Source organism: Bacteroides ilei (assembly GCF_900128495.1).
Classification (GTDB): Bacteria; Bacteroidota; Bacteroidia; order Bacteroidales; family Bacteroidaceae; genus Phocaeicola; species Phocaeicola ilei.
In genome coordinates, this window is record NZ_LT635801.1 from 1,326,756 (window position 1) to 1,350,817 (window position 24,062).

Consider the following 24,062-nt stretch of genomic DNA (forward strand, 5'->3'; position numbering starts at 1 on the left):
ACCTATGGCAGACGGAAACATACTTTCAGATTTCGGTATCGACCTCTTGGAAGAGGAGATCGACGACGTGATTTTTCAGACCAACGAGTTCCTGACCGATGCGACCTTTACGGGGTCACAAGGACCGTTCTGGTGGATATTGCAGATGTGCATGGCGCTGGCCGCACTCTTCGCCATCATCATGGCGGCAGGTATGGCGTACAAGATGATGGTCAAGCACGAGCCGCTGGACGTGATGAAACTTTTCAAGCCGTTGGCCGTGTCGCTCATTCTCTGCTGGTGGTATCCTCCAGCAGATACGGGCATGGCTGGCAGCGGGAGCAACTGGTGCTTTCTGGACTTCCTCTCCTATATTCCGAACTGTATCGGTTCGTACACACACGACCTCTATGAGGCCGAAGCCTCGCAAATCTCGGATAAGTTCGAGGAAGTGCAGGAATTGATTTACGTGCGCGACACGATGTACACCGCCCTTCAGGCGCAGGCCGATGTCGCCCATACGGGTACGTCGGACCCAAACCTCATTGAGGCGACGATGGAACAAACTGGCGTGGACGAGGTTACTAACATGGAGAAGGATGCAGCGAAGCTGTGGTTCACGTCGCTGACTTCGGGGGTCATCGTGGGAATAGACAAAATCATCATGCTGATAGCCCTTGTGGTATTCAGAATAGGTTGGTGGGCCACGATTTACTGCCAGCAAATTCTTTTGGGAATGCTCACCATTTTCGGACCTATCCAGTGGGCGTTCTCGCTCCTGCCCAAATGGGAAGGTGCGTGGGCGAAGTGGCTCACGAGGTATCTGACGGTACATTTCTATGGGGCGATGCTCTACTTCGTGGGCTTCTACGTGCTGCTGCTGTTCGACATCGTACTTTGCATACAGGTAGAGAACCTAACGGCGATAACGGCAAGCGAGCAGACGATGGCGGCTTACCTGCAAAACTCCTTCTTCTCGGCGGGCTATCTGATGGCGGCAAGCATCGTGGCCCTAAAATGCCTGAACCTCGTCCCCGACCTTGCGGCATGGATGATACCGGAGGGTGACACGGCGTTCTCAACCCGAAACTTCGGCGAGGGCGTGGCACAGCAGGCCAAAATGACGGCAACAGGCGCAATGGGTACGGTAATGAGATAACAAAGTAACGATAAATATTCAAACAAAATGGTCATCAAGAATTTAGAGAACAAAATCAAACTGGTCGGAATTATTTGTACCGCCTTTCTTGTGGGCTGCGTCATCATCAGCGTGTCGAGTATCTGGACGGCCCGCACGATGGTTACGGACGCTCAAAAGAAAGTATATGTGCTGGACGGCAACGTGCCCATACTGGTACGCCGCACGACAATGGAGGAAACGCTCGACGTGGAAGCCAAGAGCCATGTCGAAATGTTCCACCACTACTTCTTTACCCTTGCTCCCGACGACAAGTACATCCGCTACACGATGGAGAAAGCGATGTACTTAGTGGACGAAACGGGCTTGGCACAGTACAATACGCTCAAGGAGAAAGGTTTCTATTCCAACATCTTGGGAACGAGTGCCGTCTTTTCGATTTTCTGCGACAGTATCACCTTCAACAAGGAGAAGATGGAGTTCACTTACTACGGGCGGCAGCGTATCGAACGGCGCAGCAATATCCTGATGCGCGAACTGGTTACGGCGGGACAGCTCAAGCGTGTACCCCGGACGGAGAACAACCCGCACGGGCTGCTCATTGTGAACTGGCGCACACTGCTGAACAAGGACATCGAGCAAAAGACAAAAAGCAACTATTAACTCTACCAGTCCTATGAATATCAAAGGATTCAGACGTATGCTGTTCGGCGAGAAGATGCCGGACAAGAACGACCCGAAATACAAGGAGCGCTACGAACGCGACGTGGATGCCGGGCGACGCTTCGCCAAAGCGACACGTATCGACAAGGCAGTGGCCAAAGTACAGGGTTTCGCCAACGCCCACCGGACGCTGTTTCTCGTCATCGTATTCGGCTTCGCCATCTGCGGGCTGACATGGAATATTTACCGCCTGACGGTGGTGTACCGCCATCATCCAGTCCGCCGAACGGCCACGGAAATGCAGGATTCCGTGCTCCGGGAACGGCATAAGATGCTTTCCGTACCGCATGTACGAAGATTCGATACGAAGGAAAGCGGTACGGAAAGGCCGGAATAGAACGGCAGGCTTATGAATATGCCGTTTGAGAGAACTATAAGCAAGTATGTGCAACTCAATTAAAGGGAAACAATGAACAATATCTTCAAGAGAATCAATTTCAGGCAGCCGAAGTATGTGCTTCCGGCTATCCTCTATATCCCCCTTCTCGGCACGTCGTACTTCATTTTCGACCTGTTCCATACCGAGAAGGCCGAGGTACAGGACAAGACACTCCAGACGACCGAGTTCCTGAATCCCGAATTGCCAGACGCCCAAATCAAGGGCGGCGACGGTATCGGCAGCAAGTATGAGAACATGGCCAAATCATGGGGCAAGATACAAGATTATTCCGCTGTGGACAACATCGAGCGGGACGAACCGGACAATAACCAAGAGGAATATGAATCGCAGTACACCGAAGAGGACATCGCCCTGCTTGACCGGCAGGAAAAGGAGAAAGATCTGGCAGCGGAAGCGGCCGATGCCAAGAGGCGGGAGCAGGAAGCTCTCGCAGAACTGGAAAAAGCACTCGCCGAAACGAGGTTGAGAGGACAACGGGAGGTCATGCCGTCCGAAACGGACAGCACCGCAACGGCGGCTCCGCCAGACACGATGACGCAGGCCAAGGGAACCATCGACGAGGAAAGCCGTTCGGTCAAAGCTCCTGCGGAGACGGACAAGGCAAGCGAGGTGGTGAAGAAGGTAAAGACGACTTCGGACTACTTCAACACACTGGCGAAAGACGCTCGGGAACCGAAACTCATCAAGGCGATCATCGACGAGAACATCAAGGCCGTGGACGGCTCGCGTGTGCGGCTGCGCCTGCTGGACGACATCGAAATCAACGAGAGCGTGGTCAGGCGTGGTACTTACCTGTATGCCACAGTGAGCGGTTTCTCTTCCGGACGTGTAAAAGGAAGCATCAACAGCATATTGGTGGAGGATGAACTGGTCAAGGTCAGCTTGTCAATCTACGATACGGACGGGCTGGAAGGACTTTACGTACCCATCAGCCAGTTCCGCGAGACAAGCAAGGACGTGGCGAGCAGTGCCATGTCGGGCAGCATGAACATGAATACCAGCGGATACGGTAACAGCCTCGCCCAATGGGGTATGCAGGCGGTGAACAATGCCTACCAGAAAACGAGTAATGCCATCAGCAAGGCTATCAAGAAAAACAAGGTGAAGCTGAAATACGGGACGTTTGTGTATCTGGTGAACGGACGGGAAAACAGGAACTAAAAGGGCAGTGACAATGGAATCAGATATATCAAAACTTCATAAGGGAACGGACGGCTTCTATTACGAGGACTACATCGCTCCCGATAAGCCCGAAACATTCGTCGGGAAGCTCGTAAGTACCGAATGGTGGCACAAAGGGGTACGATTCGCCCTGATATGCAACTTTCAGGCAGAAGACGGGCGGAGGATTGCCTTATTCGCCTTCCAAAAGCATACCGGTTTTTACGGGCCGAGAGACGGTGCGGTCAATTTCAAACATGTGGAGAAGAATACCCTCTGGGAGTGTGAAATCCGGAAAACCCGGACGGAACGCTGTACCTGGATGAGCGCCCGGCAAATTGTAGAACCGAAAACAGACGCAATATGATAGAGACGGATCGCATTTACCTTATGGACTGCATGGAGGGCATGAAACAGATAGCGGATGGTAGCGTGGACGCCATAATCGCCGACCTACCTTACGGGGTGTTAAATCGCAGCAATCCGTCGGCGAACTGGGACCGCCAGATACCGTTAACAGCCTTGTGGGAGCAATACCGGCGGATTACCAAGCCGGACAGCCCCATTATCCTGTTCGGGCAGGGGCTTTTCTCCGCATGGCTCATGCTGTCGCAACCCCGGCTATGGCGGTACAACCTCGTGTGGCAGAAAGATCGGGTGACGGGACATCTCAATGCCAAACGTATGCCGCTCCGGCAGCACGAGGATATTCTGGTATTCTATAAAAAACAGCCGGTCTATCATCCGCAGATGACACCGTGTCCTTCGGAACGGAGAAATCACGGGAGGCGTAAAACGGAGGGATTTACCAACCGTTGTTACGGAACGATGAAACTCTCACCGGTACGCATAGCCGATGACAAATATCCGACCTCGGTCATCTTCATGCCGAAGGAACACAAGAAAGGTGCGTTCTACCACCCGACACAAAAGCCCGTGGCGTTGATGGAGTACCTGATACGGACCTACACCGACGAAGGCGATGTTGTACTGGACAACTGTATCGGGTCAGGCACAACCGCCGTGGCCGCTATCCGCACGGGACGGCACTACATCGGATTTGAAATCGAACAGGCGTACTGCGAGATTACCGAGCGGCGGATTCAGGAGGAACTGGAATGCAGGAACAAGGCACAAGAGGAAAAAGAGATAAGGGAAGAAAAACAAATCAATAAATCAATGACATGGACAAAAAAGGAATCGTAACGGCATTTCTTCTGGCGGCAGGGCTACTGGGAATGCCGAATGTACAGGCACAACGAACCTACGAGGAGATGGAACAACTTACGGTAAATGAACAGGTAACAACGGTCATCACGGCCTCGGAACCGGTACGCTTCGTGGACATCTCCACCGATAAGGTTGTCGGCGACCAACCGATAGATAACATCGTCCGCCTGAAACCGAAAGAGGGCGGACACGAGGACGGCGAGGTGCTGGCCATAGTGACCATCGTAACGGAACGCTACCGCACACAGTATGCACTGCTCTACACCACACGGGTGCGGGAGGCGGTAACAGACAAGGAAATCCAGTTGCAGGAACGAAACGCCTACCACAACCCGGCGGTCTCGATGTCCACCGTGGAGATGACACGCTTCGCCCGGCGTATCTGGAACTCGCCCGCGAAGATCCGCAACGTCGCCACCAAGGCACACCGCATGACCATGCGGTTGAACAACATCTACGCCGTGGGAGAGTATTTCTTCATCGACTTCTCGATAGAGAACCGGACGAACATACGTTTCGACATTGACGAGATACGGGTGAAGCTGGCGGACAAGAAACTGACCAAAGCGACTAATGCGCAAGTCATCGAACTGGTCCCGGAACTGGTGCTGGAGGCAGGCAAGACGTTCCGGCACGGCTACCGGAATGTGGTCGTGGTTAAGAAAATGACGTTCCCGAACGACAAGGTACTGACCATCGAGATGACGGAGAAACAAATCAGCGGGCGTGCCATCAGCCTGAATATCGACTATGAGGACGTGCTGTCGGCCGATTCGTTCAGCACGGCATTGCTGGAGGAGGAATGACAATGAGAAAGACGATTATCCTGACGATTGCCTGCATGTGCCTCGCCGTCGGTGCGAATGCACAACGGGGCAGCGGCCGCCTTTCGCTCAGTGCGGGGCTGCTGTACAAGAACGGGCTGGACGTGACGCTGGCCTACGAACACGAGATGAACTACCGCCATGCGTGGGAGTTCTTTGCCAACGGCTACCTGCAATGGGCAGAGTGCGAATCCTGCAAGCATGTATGCCCGAAATCTTTCTGGCAGAATTACCGTACCTACGGCTTCGGCGTGGCTTACAAACCCTGCGTCACGAAGGGACGCAACCATTACGGAAGCCTCCGTATCGGGGCTTCGGGCGGAAGCGATACGAGGAAGTTCCTTGTCGGGCTGCATTTCGGCTACGAGCACAACTATGTGTTGCGGGCGGGCTGGACGCTATACTGGCAAGTCAAGGGAGACGTGATGATAAAGGGGGCCGATGTGCTGCGTACAGGGGTCGCCCTTGGTATTAAACTACCTATAAAATAAGGGAAATATGAAACAGAACATTATCAGAAAGGCTTGCCCGATTTTGCAGGCTGTCTTTATGTCCGGGGTGTTGGCCGCCTGTGACGCACATATCGAAGTACCCGACACGGCAGTACGTCCCGGGCACGTCCTCTGTGTGGACGGCAAGGCCGTGCCGTACAGCGAGTACGAAAATTCCGGGAAACAGGCGATTGCCGTCGTCTTCCATACCTATTCCGACGGAGAAACGGAAGGCAACGGGTATGCCGTTTATCTGTGGGACATGGCACCGAAGGCTTTCGCCGACAGCCTCGGCGTCGAGCAGGGTACGTCGGCAGACATCACGGCATACGACGGGAATGCGAACACGAATGCACTGCACGGGACGGACGAAACGACTTCTCCGATGGCCGAATCCGTTTTTGCCCTGTGGAAATACGGGCAGAGCGCCTATGTGCCCTCAGTGGCGCAGATGCGTCTGCTGTACGCGGCACGTGGCATCATCAATCCGGTCATCGAGAAATGCGGCGGAGACCCGCTTCCGACTGAGGCCAACGAGTGCTGGTACTGGACATCGACGGAGGTGGAAGGACAGCAGACGGTCAAAGCATGGCTCTACTCGACAGCCAGCGGAGCCATGCAGGAAACGCCCAAGACGCAGGCGCATAAAGTGCGTCCCATTATAACCATCAACAACTGAATTTATGATTATGAACGGAATTAAAGATTTCAATGCACCACAATATGTGGATATAGTACATCCGGACAAAGGATTTTTCGGGTATCTGTTGAGATGCAAATGTCCTAAGCAAGAGGACGTTTCCGGTAATTACATATTCCTCGATGATGGAATAGACTGCTACGAGAGGTTTCCTTCCGCAAAGAACCGCAGGGAAGAAATCCGGACGGAATGGAACGGTCGTATCAGCCATTACCATGATATTTTCCAAGGGCAGCTCTACTATGTCAATAAAGAATTGATTGAAGGTTTCATTGATTTCATGACTTGTGGCTCTGACGATGCTGTCCGGATTTTCCTTGAGAAGTTTACAGCGGAAGTACGGGCTTCTGCAATATATGACGCTTTAAGGCTTAAACCTCTATATGCAGTTTCCCATGTCTGCCAGCTTACTGCTGATAACCGTATACAATGGCCTCATATCCATGTCCTCTGGGGCATTAAAAAGAATTGACATAGCAATGGAAGAGAGCAAGGAATTACAGGGATTTTACCAGATATTCCGTGCGGTGGTGTATGTTTCCGTCCTCATGGAGTTCTTCGAATATGCCATCGACCCGGCGACCTTGGACCACTGGGACGGCATCCTTTGCAATATTCACGGACGTATTAAGCAATGGATGATATACAACGACGGGAATCTCGTGTACAGCAAGTTAGCCACGATACTGCTTATCTGCATCACCTGTCTCGGAACACGGAATAACAAGCATTTAGAGTGCAATGCACGCACTCAGGTCGTGTACCCGCTTGTAGGCGGTCTGTCGCTGCTCGCCCTGTCGGTATGGCTGTTCAACCACCCGATGGAAATACGACTATACACCCTGCCGCTGAACATCATTTTCTATATGGCGACTTCCCTTGCGGGTGTGATACTGGTACACATTGCACTGGACAACATACCAAAGTTCACCAAGGACGGTCTGATGAAAGACCGTTTCAATTTCGAGAACGAGAGCTTCGAGCAGTGCGAGGAACTGATAGAGACCCCGTACAGCGTGAACATTCCCATGCGGTACTATTACAAAGGCAAATTCCGCAAAGGCTGGACCAATATAACCAACTGTTTCCGTGGAACATGGGTCGTCGGAACACCGGGATCGGGTAAGACATTCAGCATTATCGAGCCGTTTATCCGACAACATTCGGCCAAGGGATTCGCAATGGTGGTCTATGACTACAAGTTCCCGACGCTGGCCACGAAACTTTATTACCACTACAAGAAGAATCAGAAGCTCGGCAAAGTGCCTAAAGGGTGCAAGTTCAACATGATTAACTTCGTGGACGTGGAATACAGTCGCCGAGTAAACCCTATCCAAGCGAAGTACATCAACAACCTCGCCGCGGCGAGCGAAACGGCAGAGACGCTGTTGGAGAGCCTGCAAAAGGGCAAGAAAGAGGGAGGCGGCGGCAGCGACCAATTCTTCCAGACATCGGCTGTGAACTTCCTCGCTGCCTGTATCTATTTTTTCGTGAACTATGAACGCGAACCTTACGATGCCAAAGGGAACAAGTTGTACGCCGAGAAACGGCAAGACCCCGAAACGAAGTTCTGGAAACCGACAGGCGTGGTGCGGGACAAAGAGGGCGGAGAGATCGTGAATCCGGCCTACTGGTTAGGCAAGTATTCGGACATGCCGCACATCCTTTCGTTCCTAAACGAGAGCTACCAGACCATCTTCGAGGTACTGGAAACGGATAACGAGGTAGCACCATTACTCGGCCCGTTCCAGACGGCTTTCAAGAACAAGGCAATGGAGCAGCTGGAGGGTATGATAGGCACGTTACGTGTCTATACCTCGCGCTTGGCGACCAAAGAGAGCTACTGGATATTCCATCGTGACGGGGACGACTTCGACCTGAAAGTGAGCGACCCGAAACATCCGAGCTACCTGTTGATAGCGAATGACCCGGAAATGGAAAGCATTATCGGCGCTTTGAACGCCTTGATATTGAACCGTCTCGTTACCCGCGTAAATACTGGGCAGGGCAAGAACATTCCCGTGAGCATCATCGTCGATGAGCTGCCGACACTGTATTTCCACAAGATAGACCGCCTGATCGGTACGGCACGAAGCAACAAGGTAAGCGTGACGCTCGGCTTCCAAGAGCTGCCGCAGCTTGAAGCGGATTACGGAAAGGTAGGTATGCAAAAAATCATCACGACGGTGGGCAATGTGGTGAGCGGTTCAGCCCGTGCCAAGGAGACACTGGAATGGTTGTCCGGCGACATTTTCGGCAAGGTGGTGCAAATCAAGAAAGGCGTTACGATAGACCGGGACAAAACCTCTTTCAACCTGAACGAGAATATGGACAGTCTCGTGCCCGCTTCGAAAATCTCGGATATGCCGACAGGCTGGATATGCGGACAGACAGCACGAGATTTCATCAAGACGAAAACCGGTATGGGCGGCTCGATGAACGTGCAGGAAGCGGAAGAGTTCAAAACCTCGAAGTTCTTCTGCAAGACGGATTTCGACATGAAGGAAATCAAGAAGGAGGAAGCGGCGTATGTACCGTTACCAAAGTTCTACACGTTCAAGTCGAGGGAGGAACGGGAACGCATTCTTTACCGGAATTTCGTGAATGTGGGAATGGAGGTAAAAGAAATGATAAAGGACGTTCTGAACAAACGAGGGGCTAAATAGGATTCCGATATGAGGGAAAGTAAAAAAAACGCCTGCAATGATTTCGTGTCCATTGCAGGCGTTTCTTGCTCCCTATCTATTGTAGAAAATCCTGTGGTCCAAAACCAGCTTCTTGCGGTCCCTAAAAAAATCATTGATAAACAATGTGTTATAATCTTGCGGCCCAAAATCGGTTTCTTGCGGCCCTACACGAAAGAAGGGAAATCAGGTGTTTTTATATAACGGGTATATTTACCAGCCCCCTCTTTTTGTATAATACCAGCATCTTCCATTTTGGAGATAAATGCCCGAACCTGTTTTTCGGACAATATATCTGCGAATATTTCCTTGAGGGCAGCCCGGTTGATAAAACCATTTTTACGGAAACAATCCGATACCGACTTAAGATGGTTCATATTCAATCCTTTCAGTTTTTCAGCCGCTTCATTCCGGTACTCTTCCGACAAGCGGTAAGCTCCATTTTCGTCTATTACAAGACCTTCTTCAGATAATTTTCTCAAGATATTCCCTTCAAGTCCCTCGTAATCCCTCATTGCGATTTTATACAAAGTCAGCAATTCAAAGACATTCAGTTGTTCAGCAGGTGTCCTTTTGCTCTGCTCGTTCCTGATGAAAACGACAAAATCCTTATCCAGTACGGGAGCCTTGAACGTGAGACTTACCTGATAGGGGTCTGTTCCCGAATAATCCGGCAGTGCCTTTCCCTCCATGATACAGTTGTAGAACATCTTGTCAACCCCTTGGCCGGAACGCTCCACCAATCCTGTCTTCTGCAATATCTCACTCATCAGTTTACTACGCGGAACGCTGTTTACCGTCAAGATGTTATTTATATCCACACCTGAAGGGAAACCACCGGCATTGGTAATGGTTATGCTGTCGGGATATTGCTTGATGACCACATCGCTCTGAATCAACATCGAACGGTGGCAGCAGGCATTCAAGATTGCTTCCCTGATAGCCTCCTTGTTGAATGAAGGTATGTCAAATATATATGGGCCGTCATTGTAATGCAGAAGCGGATTGCTTGCCGGTTGGTTAATGTAATCCCAAACCTTGTCAATGGCTATAAACAGTGGCAGCTGAAATTCCTTGCGTGCGGTGTATTGTATCATCGAGTGATACATCCTGAACTCCACGACAATGTTGTTCTGCGGCAGGTATTTCCGTATGGCTTCGGGCTTTCCGAGCAGGATAAGCGCCGCATAGTTCAACTTTCCGTCTTTCAACAAATCCAAATCCGACAACACCTGTTCGTCGGGGTAAGTCCGGAAAAGTGGATTTTCCTGTTTACGGGCATACTGGCTCTTCATTTCCGCAATGGCTTCCTTATCCAGATCCCCTATGGTAAGCCCCTCGCATATCTTGGCCGAGAAATCCGGTTCCTGTTCCGACAATATCCTGAATATTTCGGCATCGGACATTTCACGCAGGCTTTCTCCGGTACGCATGAGAGGTACGCCCTCAAACCTCAATAGTCTGCCTATCGGCCGGGAGGGTACGGAGAGGACAAGCACACGCTTACCGTCCTCGTAAAGCTCGGTCGCTTCTATCCTTATTCCCAACCTTTCGTAAATTTCATCCGTGAGTTCTCCCACTTTGTCTTGGGCAAAATCCGAGCCGACAACCGTATGAGGCATTTTATCCGCCATACCCAATACCAGCCGCCCGCCTTTTTCATTCGCCAAAGCGACAATATACCCCAACACACACCGCCGCCTTTCTTTCGGATCAACATGCTTTCCACCTGCAAACGGGTAATTCCGCTTTGCTTCCTTAAATTCTATATGGTCTTCGCTTTCGCGTAGTTGTTTCAAATCCTCAATCATCATTTCCATAAATGTAATTTCGGTATAAAATAGAGTGCAAAGGTATAAAAAATGTGGGAGATACAGGGTATTTACAGCTATTTCTCTTAAATACAAATTAAGTACACATCAATAAAAATCGATATGTACTTAATTCATATAAAACTGTTTGCAGGTTCACATCATAAAAGTACAGTACCTCTATCCCAGTGTGAAGTTTGTTTTACGAACGACCGAAATCGCTTACGAACGACAAATTTTGTGTCACATAAAATAGAAGATCACGAAAATAAGGGACTGTTGTCAACCGGCATAAGCTCCGCTGGGCAAATGTTCATTTAGTGCATTTACAATATCTTCTCTTGCCGAATTAGAATCGACGGACATCGTTAATCCTCCTGATTGATTCGGTGATAAACTAAGATTAGTACAGCCATAGTCTCTTTGAATATAGCCATATGCTATTCTCACAGCCTTTTTATCTGTCGTTCCATTGATATTAATTTCATGTGTCATAATGTAAATATGATTAATTTCCTACTCTTTGAAGGGCTTTTCGGATTCCGCCCGTTATTATTTTGTGAACCTGCACCGCAAATATAAGGGGAACAGGCAGCCACAGACAATCCGTTTTACGAACGACCGAAATCATTTACGAACGGCAGATTTTTATCCATTTCCATCGTATCATGCACAGAAAAGCCGTACCCTGTTCGTTTTCCGACAAGGCACGGCTTTCATCCCCCAAAAAGAGGAATCAGACAGTGACAACAGTTACATATAAATTCTGTCGCTCCTGTTCGCAGAATTTATCGTACTCGGCTTTGTCCGTACCGCTTTCGATAGCCCGGTCGATGACACCGCCCAGTTCGTCGAAACAAACCTCGCTGTTCACACATTCCACGTCCATTCCCTTCACAAGATAAACCTCGTAATAATCCGAGCCATTGAGCACGACGATGACATATCCCGCGTGCAGTCGTCCATTTACCTTGATGCGGAGTGCCGGCAACTCCCTGTACAGGGTGGCGGCAAATTCTTCGATACTCCACGACATGAGGACGGTCATGGGGGTTAATGTTACTAACTGTTCCTTAATGATCTGTGCAACCTGCATTACATATTCTTTTTCCATAACTCTAAGTTTATAAATTATCGTTCCAAGATTTTTACTCGAACCAGTCGGGGTTACTCTCTTTGAGTTCGGCAATCAGTTCGTTTTCGGGAAGCTGAATGCTTTTCTCGTCGGTGAAGTAGAAAACCTCGTCGTAGATACTTTCAGCTTCTTTGCTGGCGAAACCTTCGTTTTCGTCATCGAAACTGCAGGGCTGCAGGGCATCCAGCAGGGTGGTCGGGGCAATCAGCAATTCTTCGCCATCGTTGGCTTCCACAATACGGCATACATAGCTCTTGCCGCCAAATTGAATTTCATTTGTTCTCATATTATCCTCCTTATCTTAATGGTATATTACGTCCGTGTTCATTGAGGTATTCCATGATGCGCTTCGCTTCCTCGTGCGAGGCTTGGTTCCGTTCGTCATAACGCCGGTTGTCGTCCGCCATGACCTTGATACACGCCTTAATCAGGCGGTAGAGGCTTTGCTGAAGCGTGGGGTGCATGTCGGGGATTGCCGCTGCGAACCATTCGGGGTTGAAACTGAAACTGTTTACCGCCATTTCCCAATCTTTGGCGAGGCGGTACTCTTTGCTTTCTTTAATGTCCATATTCTTGAATTTTAATAGTTCTCGTTGCATATTCTGTCAAGTTCCCTAATTATGGGTGTCACCTCTTTTCCTGTAAGACTTTCTATGTCATACAGCAAATGCTCCAAGCGGTCATACGCCTTTTCTCCCGCTTTTGTAAATTCTCCGGTGCTGTCGAATGCGTTACCTTCACACCCCAGTTCTTGCAATAATTCTTCTAATGTCTTCATTTGTTGAATTTTTAACGTTTGTTTTTCTTTCCCTCTGCTCGGCTTCCTTGTTACCGGAGCCGCTTCGGGTTTTATGGTGCTTTCCGGGGCTGGCGAAAAAGCCCTTTCCGACGTTTTTTCTTGCCAATTACGCTTCGCAGAAGGAAGAATTTGCAAGAAATGCAATTCAAAACGACGGAATCAGGCGCGACAGCCCATATTTGCACCGATAAAAACCGATGCGGTGACGGACAGGAAAGCCAGACGGAAGAGAATACGGAAACCTGAAAGCAATAGAAAAGGACGACTGGAAGCTAAAAAAGAGAAATTATATATCTATATATGGATAATTGTTCGTATATTTGTATATAAATAGTGATATATTGATATTATGGAAGCAACGAACTATACTACAAACAGTGATATGCTGACACTTCTGGCGTCGCGGGTCAAGGAGTACCGTCTGGCAGCCCGCATGAGCCAAAAGGAACTGGCCGAACAGTCGGGCGTGAGCCAGACGACAATCAGCCATTTTGAACAAGGGGTCAGCCGTAACCTGACCTTGGCCAATTTCATCTCCCTGCTGCGTGCGCTCGGTCAGGAAGAGCGGCTCGCAGAGATTCTGCCGGAACTTCCCATGCCGCCGATGGCGCTTCGGGAAATCGAGAAACTGATACCTAAACGAGTAAGGAGGGGTAAGAAATGATAGAAAGTCTCGATGTAATCCTATGGGATAAAAAGGTCGGCACGCTTGTCGCCAATCGGGAAGGACACCGCAGCAAAGCCTGTTTCTACTTCGACAGCGATTATGTCCGCGACGGCTATGACATCGCCCCGCTCCGTGCGCCGGTAAAAGGGGTTGCCGCACAGCGCGGCCTGCCGGTCTATCCCGATGAAGAGCGGCTTTTCGGCGGCCTGCCGTCGTTCATAGCCGATTCACTGCCCGACCATTGGGGAAACACCGTATTCAACGAATGGGCCAAAGTGCATCATATCCGTATGAGGGACTTGTCCGCCCTCGACCGTCTTGCCTATATCGGACGGAGTGGCATGGGGGCATTGGAATTCGTCCCGCCCACTGCCGAGGAACTGGAGACACCGTTCAAGGTCAAAATCGCCGACCTCTACCAACTGGCCCGGCAGGCTTTCGAAGAAGCCGGACGGTTCAACGTCCCGGTATCGGGCAACCTGATGGTCGAAAGCCTGTTCAAGGTGGGCACGTCCGCAGGAGGGCGACGACCCAAGGCGGTGGTCAACGTCAATTTCGAGGAGGGACAATGTTACTCCGGACAGGTGGCGACCCCTTATCCGGGCTACACGCCGATGATCGTCAAGTTCGACGAACACCAGAAGATGCCGACGACACGGATAGAATACAGCTATTACCTGATGGCCGTGGATGCCGGGCTTCAGATGATGCCAAGCCGCCTGCTGGAAGGCGAGCAGACAGCGCACTTCCTGACCGAGCGTTTCGACCGCCGGAACGGCAAGAAGGTGCATATCCAGACATTGGCTGCCATGAACCCCTCGGCGGATTCTTACGAAGCACTGTTCGAGGTAGCTTGCCGTATCGGCGTGCCGCCGGGGGAACTCCGGCAACTGTTCCGCTCGATGGTGCTGAACGTGCTGGGCGGGAACGTCGATGACCATAACAAGAATTTCAGCTTCCTGATGGGCAATGACGGGGGTTGGCACGTTGCTCCAGCCTACGACTACACGTTCTCGGTCGATCCGGACGCGCCGTATTATGTAAACCGCCACAGCATGACGGTCAACAACAAAACGGAGGGCATTGCAGCAGAGGATTTGATGGAAGTAGCCCGCCGGTACGGTATAAAGGCCGCAGAGCCGTTCATAGAAAAGGCCATAGGTATCGTCTCGCGTTACCCGGAATACGGCCGGGAGGCCGGTGTCGGAGAGGAATGGATAAAGACGATAGAAAAGGAAATCACCGCACGAGTGGAATGCGTGAGCGACAACCGGACGGGCCGATTAAAATAGAACATGAGATTTCATGCAGGGAAAATGAACCCACCCGCTTTTGTGGCAGGTGGGTTTGTCATTGTCATTCCGCCCCTTTCTTGCTTAGGAGGGTCAACTGGTCGGGACGGTCGGGAAACCAATAGGCGTCGCTGTCAAGATACACGCATCTGCCACCGTTCCAAGGCTTCCTGAAAGCCAACACCTCTTTGGGGCCGAATACTACTCCATAATCGTTTGTAAATGCTACCATGTCGCCTACGGCCAAATCGTCCTCCGTTTCCATGACTTCGGAAAGGCGATTGTAAAACTCCATGCCTTCGGCTTCACGTTCCGCTTTCCAGCGCAAAAAATCCTCTTTGTGACTTCTGCCCGTGCTTATCGGCAATAATTCCGAAGGCAAAACCTCCGCTTCCGAAGTACCGGATGAAATCAGAATAATGCTGTCGTCTTCCATGTTTTCCGGTGCAGAAATCACTCGGTAAGCCCCGTCGGACAAACCGTTGTCCGGGTCATGCCAGTAAAGCAGATTCCCGGTCTTGATAAAATCGTATTTTCCCATTGTCTTGTAAGTTATTGATTATTTATTTCCCTTTTTTCGATCCCTTTCCTTCGGAACCGCTTCGGGGTTTTACTGATGCAGTACACGGTCATCGGTACAGCTTCATACGACGGCTCTTCTTGCCAATTACGCTTCGCTTGGGAAGGAAGAATTTGCAAGAAGTGCACTTCAAGCCGGCGAATCAAGCGCGATGTTCGACTTTCGCATCGGATAAAACCCGTGCGGTGAGGGACGGGAAAGCCGGACGGGAGAAACAGGCGGCTCGTGCCGCTATAAAAGGGAAAGAATGCAGTTATAAGAGGAAACGGGTGGTGGGGGGGGGTATTTGGGAGGCTGACTATAAAAGGACGAAAACGGGCGATAAAGACAAAGGAGATAGCGCACCGACTGTGTTATCGGTACGCCATTTTGTACATTCAAATTTCGGAACCCGATGCTTTTCTATTCGTGGAACAATCCTTTTTCAAAAACATTCTTCTCCGAATGGCTCGATGTTCGCTTTTTGAAAAATTTGCGGGTTATGCTGATAAAGAAGCGGCAGGTTCAACATAGCCATAGGGTATTCCACGAAGCCGCTCCTGCGCTTATACTCGGAATCGGTTGCCAGTCCGTTTTTCACCAAGAACTCCATTGCTTCGGGGTAATGATTGACGTCGATAAATGTACGGTCCGGCAGACCGAGTGCGTCCATTTCCTCCAAATTAACGGAAAGCACGATATATTCGTCTTCATCTTCCACCATTACCAAGGTGAGAGCTAACCAACCATTGCGGTAAAACTCTGGTACGAGGTAATACTGTTCGCCTCTGAACTCGTATTCTTTCTGCCTGAAAGAACTGTCCGGCTCTACGATTTCAAATTCATCTTCGCCTGTGGCAAAGGCTATCATAGGGTTACTGGCATCTACATACGCTTCACCTGCTTTGTAACACAAATACTCTTTGTTTTCCGAACGAACGATTGTAAATTGAATTTCCATAAACTTTTTTCGCTATTAATTGATTAAACATCGTTTTTATTTTTTCCCTTCTTTCGGAAGCCTTCAGGCTTCTCCCGTCGGGATTTGATTTTTACGTGCATCAAAGATTGCCTTTCAGGGAGAAACAGGCAAGGAATTTGGACAGAATTTTATAGTTGCGGTATTGAGCGTCCGCGAAATATGGACGATTGAAAATCGGGAAAGCTGCTGAAAAATTGTGTTCAAATAGCGTAGCGGTACTTGAATGTTCCTCCAAGGCAATACCTTTGCACCGGAAAAAGCATGTCCCGACGGGCAGAGCCGTCGGCGAAGGGATTTCCATACAAAAGGAAAACGAAGGGGTAAAAAGGGAGATCTGCCGGTGGCAGGTGCTAAAAAAGACAGCCGGGCTGCACTGCATGGCACAGCCCGGCTTCGGGCATTGCCGTACCGATGTCACGTATGCAGTCCTCACAGTTATCGTTACCTCCTTTTGTAGGTAATATGCAAATCAGCAGAACGGATTTCTCCGCCCTGCTTCTGAATTATGGTCAAGCTGCCGTTTCTTCAGGCTGTGGCAGTGCTTCGGGTTGCGCTTCTGCCGTGACTTGTGTTTCTTCGGTCTCGGCGGCTTCTGTCTGCTTCTCCTGCTGTTCCTTTACCAACAGCACGGCTTTGCGTTCCTCGATACGTTTATGGCGTTTCTCATACACCTCATTGTATTCACTTTCAATTCCGGCGAGCGTGTCGGGCATGTGCTTACGGGCAAAATCGAGCAAGAGGGTGGCGGCAGCGTTACTACCGTATGCGCCTTTGAAGCTCTCTATCAAGAAATCCCTACGGATAACGGCTTTCTGCTTGGCTGTGAGGTTGGCGATGATGTCCATCTTTTCTTCGTCCGTAAGATGTTGATAGACTTCTTTCTCTTCGATACCGAATATCTCGAAGTGTTCCTTGCGGAGAGACGACAGCAGGAAGAAATATATCATCTTTTCTTCGTCCTGCGTGAATTTGCTTTCGGACATATCGACATCCAAAATCTGTTTCTTGGTATCTTCTACCGTTTTCTCACGGGCTATTTCCTTGTTACGCTCGTCCTGCTTCTCCAGTTTCTCCATCGGGGAGAGCGTTTTTTCGGTTGCTTCGTTTGCATTGACGGTGGCACTTGCCTTATAGCGCAGTGTAATTTCTTTCTGCCCGATGCAGATATAAAACGTAAGTTCGCCCGTGTCGATTCGTTCATGGATTGACCTGCATTTTTCCATATAGTTGCTGAAATCCTGCTCGTACTCCTTGTATGCCTGTTCGTATTCCTCGATAGTGTCGTATTCTTCCTTTTCGGGAGCTACGGGCGTTTCGGGGTATGCCGTGGCATAGGTATTTAAATGCTCAACCTCGTACCCCATAGCGGTAAGGCGTTCCACTGCAACCACATTATTGTTGAAATCTTGGTAGCCCAACGATACGGAGGGGTATTGTTCCACAAACTGCAAGGCTTTCTCCACGAGATAGGAGGCGTTCATTTCGGCCAGACAACTCCGGTTGGCGCAATTTCCGCAACCACCCTCGCAGAACAACATCATGTTGTTGGTATTGTGGGGGCATGAGGCGCACAGGGTCTTATCGAATGCGTAACGGCTAAGGTCTGTCGTGAAATCCTGTTCGATAAACTTTGCTACCTCGGCGGCTTTCAGTCCTCGCCAACTGTTGTAAGAATCGGCTTTCAAATGCTTGTCGTACACCTCTTTCTGAATATCCGTACCGTACCGGCAAATTTCGCTCGCCACGCTGATTGTGATTTCGTCCTTTTCCAGAAGTTCGGCTATTTCGGGTATCAGTGAGACGAATTTCAAACGGGTACGGATATAGTTCTCGTTCTTGCCGAACTGCACGGCCAACGACTGCACATCATAGCGACCACTCTCTATAAGTTTTTGGTAAGCGTTGGCTTCTTCTATGGGGGTAACGTCCTTGCGTTGCAGGTTCTCCGTTACGGCCATTTCGGCGGCGGTCTCGTCCGAAACGTTCAGCAAGATAGCCGAAATTTCTTCCAATCCTGCCAAAAGGGAAGCACGATACCTGCGTTCTCCGAAAACAATCTCAAACTTTCCGCTTTCATCAATGGGGCGCACTCCGATAGGTTGCAATACTCCCTGCTGACGAATGCTCTCGGCCAGTTCGGCAAGGCTCACCTCGTCAAAGTACTTGCGTGGGTTATAACTGCTCGGCTGAATGTTTGCCAGTGCTACCGATACGATGTTTTTCTCTGCTACAGATTGAATGTTTGCTGTTTCCATAATTCATAAATTTTAAATTGTTATTAATTGATTGTTTGATTAATTAATGCCGTTTTTATCGGTGTCATACTCGTACATCTGCGGATTGTCGTACCCCTCGAACGATAGCCGGAACGTGTCGAAGTCTTTCCTGCTTGCCAGTCTGACGGTATCGTTTTTCCCGATGAAATAGGGTTCGAGCATTGTCCGAGACGGTGCGCCAAGCGTTACCCTGTCTGCCAACGTGCAAACTTTGTCGGGTTGTTCGGGCATGATATAACCCAGTGCGTACTCGTTGTAAACTACCAATTTGATTTTATCCATATCGCTGTCAATTTTAAGTTGTTTTTTTCTTTCCCTCTTTTCGGTTCCTTTCTCTGCCTGAACCGCTTGAGGTTTTACGGATGCGGTACACGGCTGTCGGTACAGCTTCATACGACGGCTTTTCCTGCCAATTACTCTTTCGCAGAAAGGAAGAATTTGCAGGAAATGCACTTCAAGCCGCCGTATCAAGCGCGACAGCAGACCTTTGCATCTGATAAAACACAACGGTGACGGCAGAGAATGAGACCGGGAAAGCGGTAAAGGAATCGGTAGAAAAGGAATATGCCTGTTAGGGTTAGAAAGGGAATAAAACGGGCAGCATGCCTGCGCTTGCAGGCAGGTAAAAAAGAATAGGCGGTAAGACTATAAAGGAGGAATGCGCCCTATGGAAACAGCGGGCGGGTAGAAAAGGACGCATGGCTGCCGTCTCCTTGGTGGGGAGACGCTGCAGCCATGATCTTTTTACTGTTCGTTCTTTTCCAGGTACTCTTTCATCGCCTCGTTCACGATGTCTTTCAGCGACATGTTCTTCTTGATGGCGAGGAATTTCATGCGGTTATGGATGCTCTTGTTGATGATAAAGTTGCAATGGACCGCCGTTTCTTTTTCCGTGGGGGCTGCTACCGGCTGCTTCCCGCCGGTAGATTTTTTCGTGGGCGACAGCAACCCGTCCAGTCCGCCCTTCATGCTGTCTTTCAGTAAATCGCTCTTGCTCATATCGGGTTATTTTAATTTCAGTACCTCTTGTGCCAGAGCCATGTAGTCCTTAGCTCCGTTGCTGTTCTTGCTATACTCGAAGATGTTCTTGCCCTTTATAGGCGCTTCGGCCAAAGATACATTGTCCCGTATAACGGTCTTGAACACCTTGTCGCAGAATGAATCCTTGACGAGTTCGGCCACGCTCTTGTTCAGCGTCTTACGTTTGTCAAACTGCGTAATGACGATACCGCCAATGGCGAGTTTCGGGTTCAAGCGTTCCTGGACGGTGGTAATCACGTTCATGATCTTGGCCATGCCGCGCATAGCGAGGAACTGTGCCTGTACCGGGATAATCAGGTAGTCTGCCGCAGTAAGGGCGTTCAGTGTCAGCAATCCCAGCGAGGGCGGACAGTCGATAAGGATATAATCGAATTTCCGGTGATCGAGCGATTTGGCTATCAGCCCGCTCAATATCAGTTCCCGTCCCGGCTCGTTGATGAGTTCGGCCTCGGCAGCCGAGAGATCGAGACAAGACGGTACGACGGTAACACCTCCTGCCGTTTCAACTAACGGCAAGGGGTATTTGCCTTTCATCGCCCCGTACACGGTCTGTTCCTCCTCAATGGAGAGGCCGAAGGATTCCGTGAGATTTGCCTGACCATCCATGTCGATAGCCAGCACGCGCTTTTTCTTTTGCTGCAAGGCCGCAGCCAGATTGATGGTGGTGGTCGTCTTTCCGACCCCGCCTTTATGGTTTAGAACCGCAATTATTTTTGTCATAACATATTGCCTTTAAATTCAATACAAAGATAATACTATTTTTAGTAATTACTAAATTTAGTATATACTAATTTACTACAATATATCATTTTAGTATATTAGTATTATAGTATTTACTATTATACTAAATATAGTATATGCTATACAGTAAGGCAGATTTGCTCTGTACTACAGTACTTTTTAAATGCAAGAATTAAGTGTATTCTTCAGAAAAAATCCTTCGAGTACACTTTACAGATGAGTACAAAAAAACAAGAGAATCCATAGCAATTATTGTAGCAATAGATTCTCTTGTCTAATAAGGCTTGGTTTATTTATCAGCAAATTTCAAATGAGAAAGGGTCAGAAAGTAAATCAATAGATATTTTACAAATTTACCAATACTCGATGGTTCGTTTCTCTGTATATTCTTCTGGAGCAGTATATTCATCGCCGACATAGTTCCCATTGTCATCATACTTATCGTATTCGGTGGTGTAGCTTACCTTCCGCTCTATCCAATTCTTGTGCTTGTCGAACTTGGTATAGGTATAGCGATAAGTGGTGTTACCTTCTTCCGGGTGCTCCTGTATCATCGTGGCCGGGTATTTGCTGTCACCTTCATAGCTGTATTTCCAAGTGACGTATGCCATGTGCGAAGTAAACTGATGACTGATGATACGATTGCGCTTATCAAACATATAGGTCTGGTCAAGTTCCGTGTTGGTATCAGCATCTGGACAAATATCCGTCCGCATACCATCTTTTGATTCGATGTTCACCACATAATCTCCCCATCCCTCCACTTTATAGGAAGTAGCTGTGGCATATTGATAGGCCGCTTCGTCTCCGAACTTGTTCTGCATGGCAATCAGATTGCCCGCCTGGTCAAATTTGAGTGATTCCTCATTGCCGTTTACCGACTTGACTTTACCGGACAACCCATAAATATCCGTTCCTTTGTAGCGTAAACTACCCATTAGGGCAGGTTGACCGTTTTCTTTTGCAGCTTTCATGGAAGCAATCGTTTCATCGTCCCAGTAATCAATGCTGCGGACAACTGTCAGGCTGGGAGCCTCACCCGCTTTGACAGCAGAAGAACGATCCCGATTCGATGTAAATCCGTCTCTGAAAGCCTTATAGTAGGTACGCAATGCAGGTATCTCATCGATGTTAGCCGGGAATGTAACGGTAGCTTGTGTCCAGTTTCCTTTTTCATCATATACATAATCGTAGGAGACGGTAAACGTCATGTCATCCACCCGCCAGTTGTTGCCTTTACTTTTATATACACCTCCGCTATACGTCCAAGTAGCCAAGTCTCCGTGTGAGTTATACGCAAAGCTGCTGGTACAAGTCAGTGTTTCGTTCCCCCCGTCAAATTCAACGGGAATCTTCTCTACGGCTTGTGTGCACAGATGGCCTGTATAGACATAGGTTGTCACCGATTGTCCTGTCTTGTAACTGTCGATGTCTTTCAAGAACATGTTCGTGGTCTTCGGTGTTTCAAAAGACTTCAAGTGAGCGAGCGAGTCAAACTGCATCTCATGAAGCGTCACGCCCGATTCATTGACCGTGCCATTCTTTTTTTCGGGCAGGATGGATTGCAATACCCCATTACCGTGATAGGCATACAGAAAAGTGGTTGTGTCATAATGTCCCCGCCCGTTCTTGTCGCGACGTATCAACCGACCTGCACTGTCGTATGTGAAGCCGTCATCTTTTTTCCGGCGTTTGTAACGTCCGTCATCTACCGATTTGATTTGGGTCAGATTGGAATTGCCGTTATATTCATACGAAATGACATCAAATCCGGTTGCACCCACATTGAAAGAAGTGCGCCGCTGTTCGGACAAACGGCCGTTAGGCAAGAACTCGTATTGCGAGGTGCTTGTCACACCCCATTGTGCATTGTGGTATTCGTAGGTGACCAGCTTCGGATAGTTGCGCAATCCCATCTTTGCCCAATCCGTAGGATAGTTTACGAAATAAGGCATCAGATGTTCCGCATTCATATCCACTCTTACCGGATCAAAATACACCTGAAGCGGTGTATAAGGCTGGTTGCTTTCTTCACTGCCACAGCTTGCTGCTCCTATCGACAGCAAGCAAGAAAGACCGACAGCTTGTATGGTCTGTAATGCTTTCATGTTCCGTTATTTTTGATTTGTTGGATGATTTTCCTTGCAGGGGACCTGCTTGGTGACAGGATGATAAGAGATATTCCAGACGGGATAAGCTCCGACCTTATCTACACAGCACGAATACAGATAACAGTTCCCGTGTATCGAACTTTCCGAACCCAGCAATCCGGAGATGTATTTGCATCCTTTTCCCGACACAATGATTTTGCCTTCATTCACCACCTGATGGAAAGAGGAACCTCCGAAACTGCCGATTACTCCTCCGATGGCGGAAAATTCAGCCAGCAGGTCATGCTTGATTTCGATGTTGCCTGCATTGTACAGATCCAACGGATAGATTCGTTCGTAGTTGTGAGGTGTCAGTTCGCCACATACCCCTCCGATATTAAATGTAGCAGATGTATTCTGTGTGTCCAAGCGGATGTTTCCCCAATTATGGAGATGCTCTATATCAGTTTCATTGGTTTTGAAAAGTCCGACAACACCACCGATGTAGCTATGATCAGGTTGGGCATCGGCCTTCCACTGCACGGTCAAATCGCCTTTATTCTCGACGCAGACATTCTCTTTGATAAAGATTTTACCATAATTGGTGGCCCTCCCGATGACTCCACCTATGTAGGCATCACTGCACGGATTAACGGTGAGGTTGCCCTCATTGATTACCTTGCCACGCAAAGCCACTTCCACTTCGGAGCCGTAGCTATCCAGGTCTCCGACAAGTCCACCCAGACAGAGTGTACAGATACCCTTATTGTCAGCGAATGAGATATCCACCTTGCTGGTACAATTCTTGATACACCCATTCTTGAACTTTCCCGCCAGAGAACCGGCAAGCAGGCTATAACCGTCTTCTCTCTTTTGAGCGTCGATGGTCATGTCACCTGCCAATGTCAGATCCTTGACCACAGCTTCTTTTTCACCACCCATTTCTTCAAACAGACCGACATCAAATACTCCTTTGGAACTCTCTTCAATGACCACCCGTATTCCGTCGAAGGTAATGGTATGTCCGTTGCCGTCGAACTCCCTAACCGGGAATTTAATCGGTGTCCATTCACCGCTGATTTCGATGTCCTTCACCAGTTTAATCCGCACTTCATCTGCTGGAATCTCCCTGCCTGCATCGGTGAGCAGCGTTTGTGCTTCCATGTTTTTATCCTTGATTTCGAACGTTTCGTTCAGGAAACGCAGTTCACTCTCTTTTCCGATTTCAAATACCTGTTCCGCCTCGTTGAAATGCAAGGCGGTGACTTTCTCTTCACACGATGTCAGCCAAAAAGGCAGGCAAGCGACAAGGTAAACCATTCTTTTCATGATGCTGCTC

Annotated in this window: 27 protein-coding genes; 13 read left to right on the plus strand and 14 right to left on the minus strand. The window is 49.3% G+C overall.

Annotation, left to right across the window (positions count from 1 at the left end; all coding sequences use genetic code 11):
- Positions 1 to 4: 4 nt before the first annotated feature.
- The 11 genes from BQ7489_RS05680 to BQ7489_RS05730 all read left to right on the plus strand — a co-directional run bounded on the left by BQ7489_RS05680 (position 5) and on the right by BQ7489_RS05730 (position 9,312).
- Positions 5 to 1,138 (plus strand): hypothetical protein, encoded by a 1,134-nt coding sequence (locus tag BQ7489_RS05680; RefSeq protein WP_007219889.1) that lies wholly within the window; start codon positions 5 to 7, stop codon positions 1,136 to 1,138.
- 27 nt (positions 1,139 to 1,165) lie between these two features.
- Positions 1,166 to 1,780 (plus strand): conjugative transposon protein TraK, encoded by a 615-nt coding sequence (traK, locus tag BQ7489_RS05685; protein ID WP_004294450.1) that lies wholly within the window; start codon positions 1,166 to 1,168, stop codon positions 1,778 to 1,780.
- Between the two features lie 13 nt (positions 1,781 to 1,793).
- Positions 1,794 to 2,177: a hypothetical protein gene (locus BQ7489_RS05690; RefSeq protein WP_004294448.1), complete on the plus strand. Its 384-nt coding sequence runs from the start codon at positions 1,794 to 1,796 to the stop codon at positions 2,175 to 2,177.
- Positions 2,178 to 2,249: 72 nt separating this feature from the next.
- Positions 2,250 to 3,401 carry a conjugative transposon protein TraM gene (gene traM, locus BQ7489_RS05695; protein ID WP_072530311.1) on the plus strand — a complete coding sequence of 384 codons (1,152 nt, stop codon included), beginning with the start codon at positions 2,250 to 2,252 and terminating at the stop codon, positions 3,399 to 3,401.
- Positions 3,402 to 3,414: 13 nt separating this feature from the next.
- The gene (locus BQ7489_RS05700; RefSeq protein ID WP_004294446.1) at positions 3,415 to 3,768 is read left to right on the plus strand and encodes a hypothetical protein; all 354 of its coding nucleotides are present in this window, start codon (positions 3,415 to 3,417) and stop codon (positions 3,766 to 3,768) included.
- Positions 3,765 to 4,607: a DNA-methyltransferase gene (locus tag BQ7489_RS05705; RefSeq protein ID WP_004294445.1), complete on the plus strand. Its 843-nt coding sequence runs from the start codon at positions 3,765 to 3,767 to the stop codon at positions 4,605 to 4,607. Before BQ7489_RS05700 ends, BQ7489_RS05705 begins: the two co-directional genes overlap by 4 nt.
- Complete coding sequence (gene traN, locus BQ7489_RS05710) at positions 4,586 to 5,437, plus strand: conjugative transposon protein TraN (RefSeq protein ID WP_004294444.1); 852 nt, start codon at positions 4,586 to 4,588, stop codon at positions 5,435 to 5,437. The genes BQ7489_RS05705 and traN overlap by 22 nt, the downstream gene beginning before the upstream one ends.
- Complete coding sequence (locus tag BQ7489_RS05715; RefSeq protein WP_004294443.1) at positions 5,434 to 5,946, plus strand: hypothetical protein; 513 nt, start codon at positions 5,434 to 5,436, stop codon at positions 5,944 to 5,946. The genes traN and BQ7489_RS05715 overlap by 4 nt, the downstream gene beginning before the upstream one ends.
- 58 nt (positions 5,947 to 6,004) lie before the next feature.
- A complete protein-coding gene (locus BQ7489_RS05720) occupies positions 6,005 to 6,625 on the plus strand; it encodes an Lcl C-terminal domain-containing protein (RefSeq protein ID WP_017140658.1) in 621 nt (206 codons plus the stop codon).
- 4 nt (positions 6,626 to 6,629) lie between these two features.
- Positions 6,630 to 7,118, plus strand: coding sequence for a hypothetical protein (locus BQ7489_RS05725; protein ID WP_004294441.1), 489 nt, complete (start codon positions 6,630 to 6,632; stop codon positions 7,116 to 7,118).
- 7 nt (positions 7,119 to 7,125) lie between these two features.
- Positions 7,126 to 9,312 (plus strand): type IV secretory system conjugative DNA transfer family protein, encoded by a 2,187-nt coding sequence (locus tag BQ7489_RS05730; protein ID WP_004294440.1) that lies wholly within the window; start codon positions 7,126 to 7,128, stop codon positions 9,310 to 9,312.
- 185 nt (positions 9,313 to 9,497) lie between these two features.
- Here BQ7489_RS05730 and BQ7489_RS05735 read toward each other — a convergent pair whose 3' ends face one another.
- The 6 genes from BQ7489_RS05735 to BQ7489_RS05765 all read right to left on the minus strand — a co-directional run bounded on the left by BQ7489_RS05735 (position 9,498) and on the right by BQ7489_RS05765 (position 13,054).
- A complete protein-coding gene (locus BQ7489_RS05735; protein WP_004294439.1) occupies positions 9,498 to 11,150 on the minus strand; it encodes an ATP-binding protein in 1,653 nt (550 codons plus the stop codon).
- Between the two features lie 273 nt (positions 11,151 to 11,423).
- Positions 11,424 to 11,636 (minus strand): hypothetical protein, encoded by a 213-nt coding sequence (locus BQ7489_RS05740; protein WP_004294438.1) that lies wholly within the window; start codon positions 11,634 to 11,636, stop codon positions 11,424 to 11,426.
- Positions 11,637 to 11,877: 241 nt separating this feature from the next.
- The gene (locus BQ7489_RS05750) at positions 11,878 to 12,255 is read right to left on the minus strand and encodes a hypothetical protein (RefSeq protein ID WP_004294437.1); all 378 of its coding nucleotides are present in this window, start codon (positions 12,253 to 12,255) and stop codon (positions 11,878 to 11,880) included.
- A gap of 34 nt (positions 12,256 to 12,289) precedes the next feature.
- Positions 12,290 to 12,562: a hypothetical protein gene (locus tag BQ7489_RS05755; RefSeq protein ID WP_004294436.1), complete on the minus strand. Its 273-nt coding sequence runs from the start codon at positions 12,560 to 12,562 to the stop codon at positions 12,290 to 12,292.
- Between the two features lie 10 nt (positions 12,563 to 12,572).
- Positions 12,573 to 12,875, minus strand: a complete 303-nt coding sequence (locus tag BQ7489_RS05760; RefSeq protein ID WP_004294435.1) for a hypothetical protein — start codon at positions 12,873 to 12,875, stop codon at positions 12,573 to 12,575.
- Positions 12,857 to 13,054 (minus strand): hypothetical protein, encoded by a 198-nt coding sequence (locus BQ7489_RS05765; RefSeq protein WP_004294434.1) that lies wholly within the window; start codon positions 13,052 to 13,054, stop codon positions 12,857 to 12,859. The genes BQ7489_RS05760 and BQ7489_RS05765 overlap by 19 nt, the downstream gene beginning before the upstream one ends.
- 370 nt (positions 13,055 to 13,424) lie before the next feature.
- Here BQ7489_RS05765 and BQ7489_RS05775 point away from each other — a divergent pair, with 370 nt between their 5' ends.
- Entirely contained in the window at positions 13,425 to 13,739 is a 315-nt protein-coding gene (locus BQ7489_RS05775; RefSeq protein ID WP_004294432.1) for a helix-turn-helix domain-containing protein, read from the plus strand.
- Entirely contained in the window at positions 13,736 to 15,034 is a 1,299-nt protein-coding gene (locus tag BQ7489_RS05780; protein WP_072530314.1) for a type II toxin-antitoxin system HipA family toxin, read from the plus strand. The genes BQ7489_RS05775 and BQ7489_RS05780 overlap by 4 nt, the downstream gene beginning before the upstream one ends.
- Positions 15,035 to 15,098: 64 nt before the next feature.
- Here the strand turns inward: BQ7489_RS05780 and BQ7489_RS05785 are convergent, their stop codons facing one another.
- The 8 genes from BQ7489_RS05785 to BQ7489_RS05830 form a co-directional block, all read right to left on the minus strand.
- The gene (locus BQ7489_RS05785) at positions 15,099 to 15,575 is read right to left on the minus strand and encodes a hypothetical protein (RefSeq protein WP_004294430.1); all 477 of its coding nucleotides are present in this window, start codon (positions 15,573 to 15,575) and stop codon (positions 15,099 to 15,101) included.
- 463 nt (positions 15,576 to 16,038) lie between these two features.
- Positions 16,039 to 16,554 (minus strand): DUF4313 domain-containing protein, encoded by a 516-nt coding sequence (locus BQ7489_RS05790; protein ID WP_004294429.1) that lies wholly within the window; start codon positions 16,552 to 16,554, stop codon positions 16,039 to 16,041.
- A 530-nt stretch (positions 16,555 to 17,084) separates the two neighbouring features.
- A complete protein-coding gene (locus BQ7489_RS05800) occupies positions 17,085 to 18,830 on the minus strand; it encodes a ParB/RepB/Spo0J family partition protein (RefSeq protein ID WP_004294427.1) in 1,746 nt (581 codons plus the stop codon).
- Positions 18,831 to 18,869: 39 nt separating this feature from the next.
- Positions 18,870 to 19,133 (minus strand): hypothetical protein, encoded by a 264-nt coding sequence (locus BQ7489_RS05805; RefSeq protein WP_007219653.1) that lies wholly within the window; start codon positions 19,131 to 19,133, stop codon positions 18,870 to 18,872.
- A gap of 462 nt (positions 19,134 to 19,595) precedes the next feature.
- Entirely contained in the window at positions 19,596 to 19,850 is a 255-nt protein-coding gene (locus BQ7489_RS05815) for a hypothetical protein (protein ID WP_004294425.1), read from the minus strand.
- 6 nt (positions 19,851 to 19,856) lie between these two features.
- Entirely contained in the window at positions 19,857 to 20,612 is a 756-nt protein-coding gene (locus tag BQ7489_RS05820; RefSeq protein ID WP_004294424.1) for a ParA family protein, read from the minus strand.
- A gap of 374 nt (positions 20,613 to 20,986) precedes the next feature.
- Complete coding sequence (locus BQ7489_RS05825; RefSeq protein WP_004294423.1) at positions 20,987 to 22,741, minus strand: hypothetical protein; 1,755 nt, start codon at positions 22,739 to 22,741, stop codon at positions 20,987 to 20,989.
- 6 nt (positions 22,742 to 22,747) lie between these two features.
- The gene (locus BQ7489_RS05830) at positions 22,748 to 24,052 is read right to left on the minus strand and encodes a hypothetical protein (RefSeq protein ID WP_004294422.1); all 1,305 of its coding nucleotides are present in this window, start codon (positions 24,050 to 24,052) and stop codon (positions 22,748 to 22,750) included.
- Positions 24,053 to 24,062: the final 10 nt, after the last annotated feature.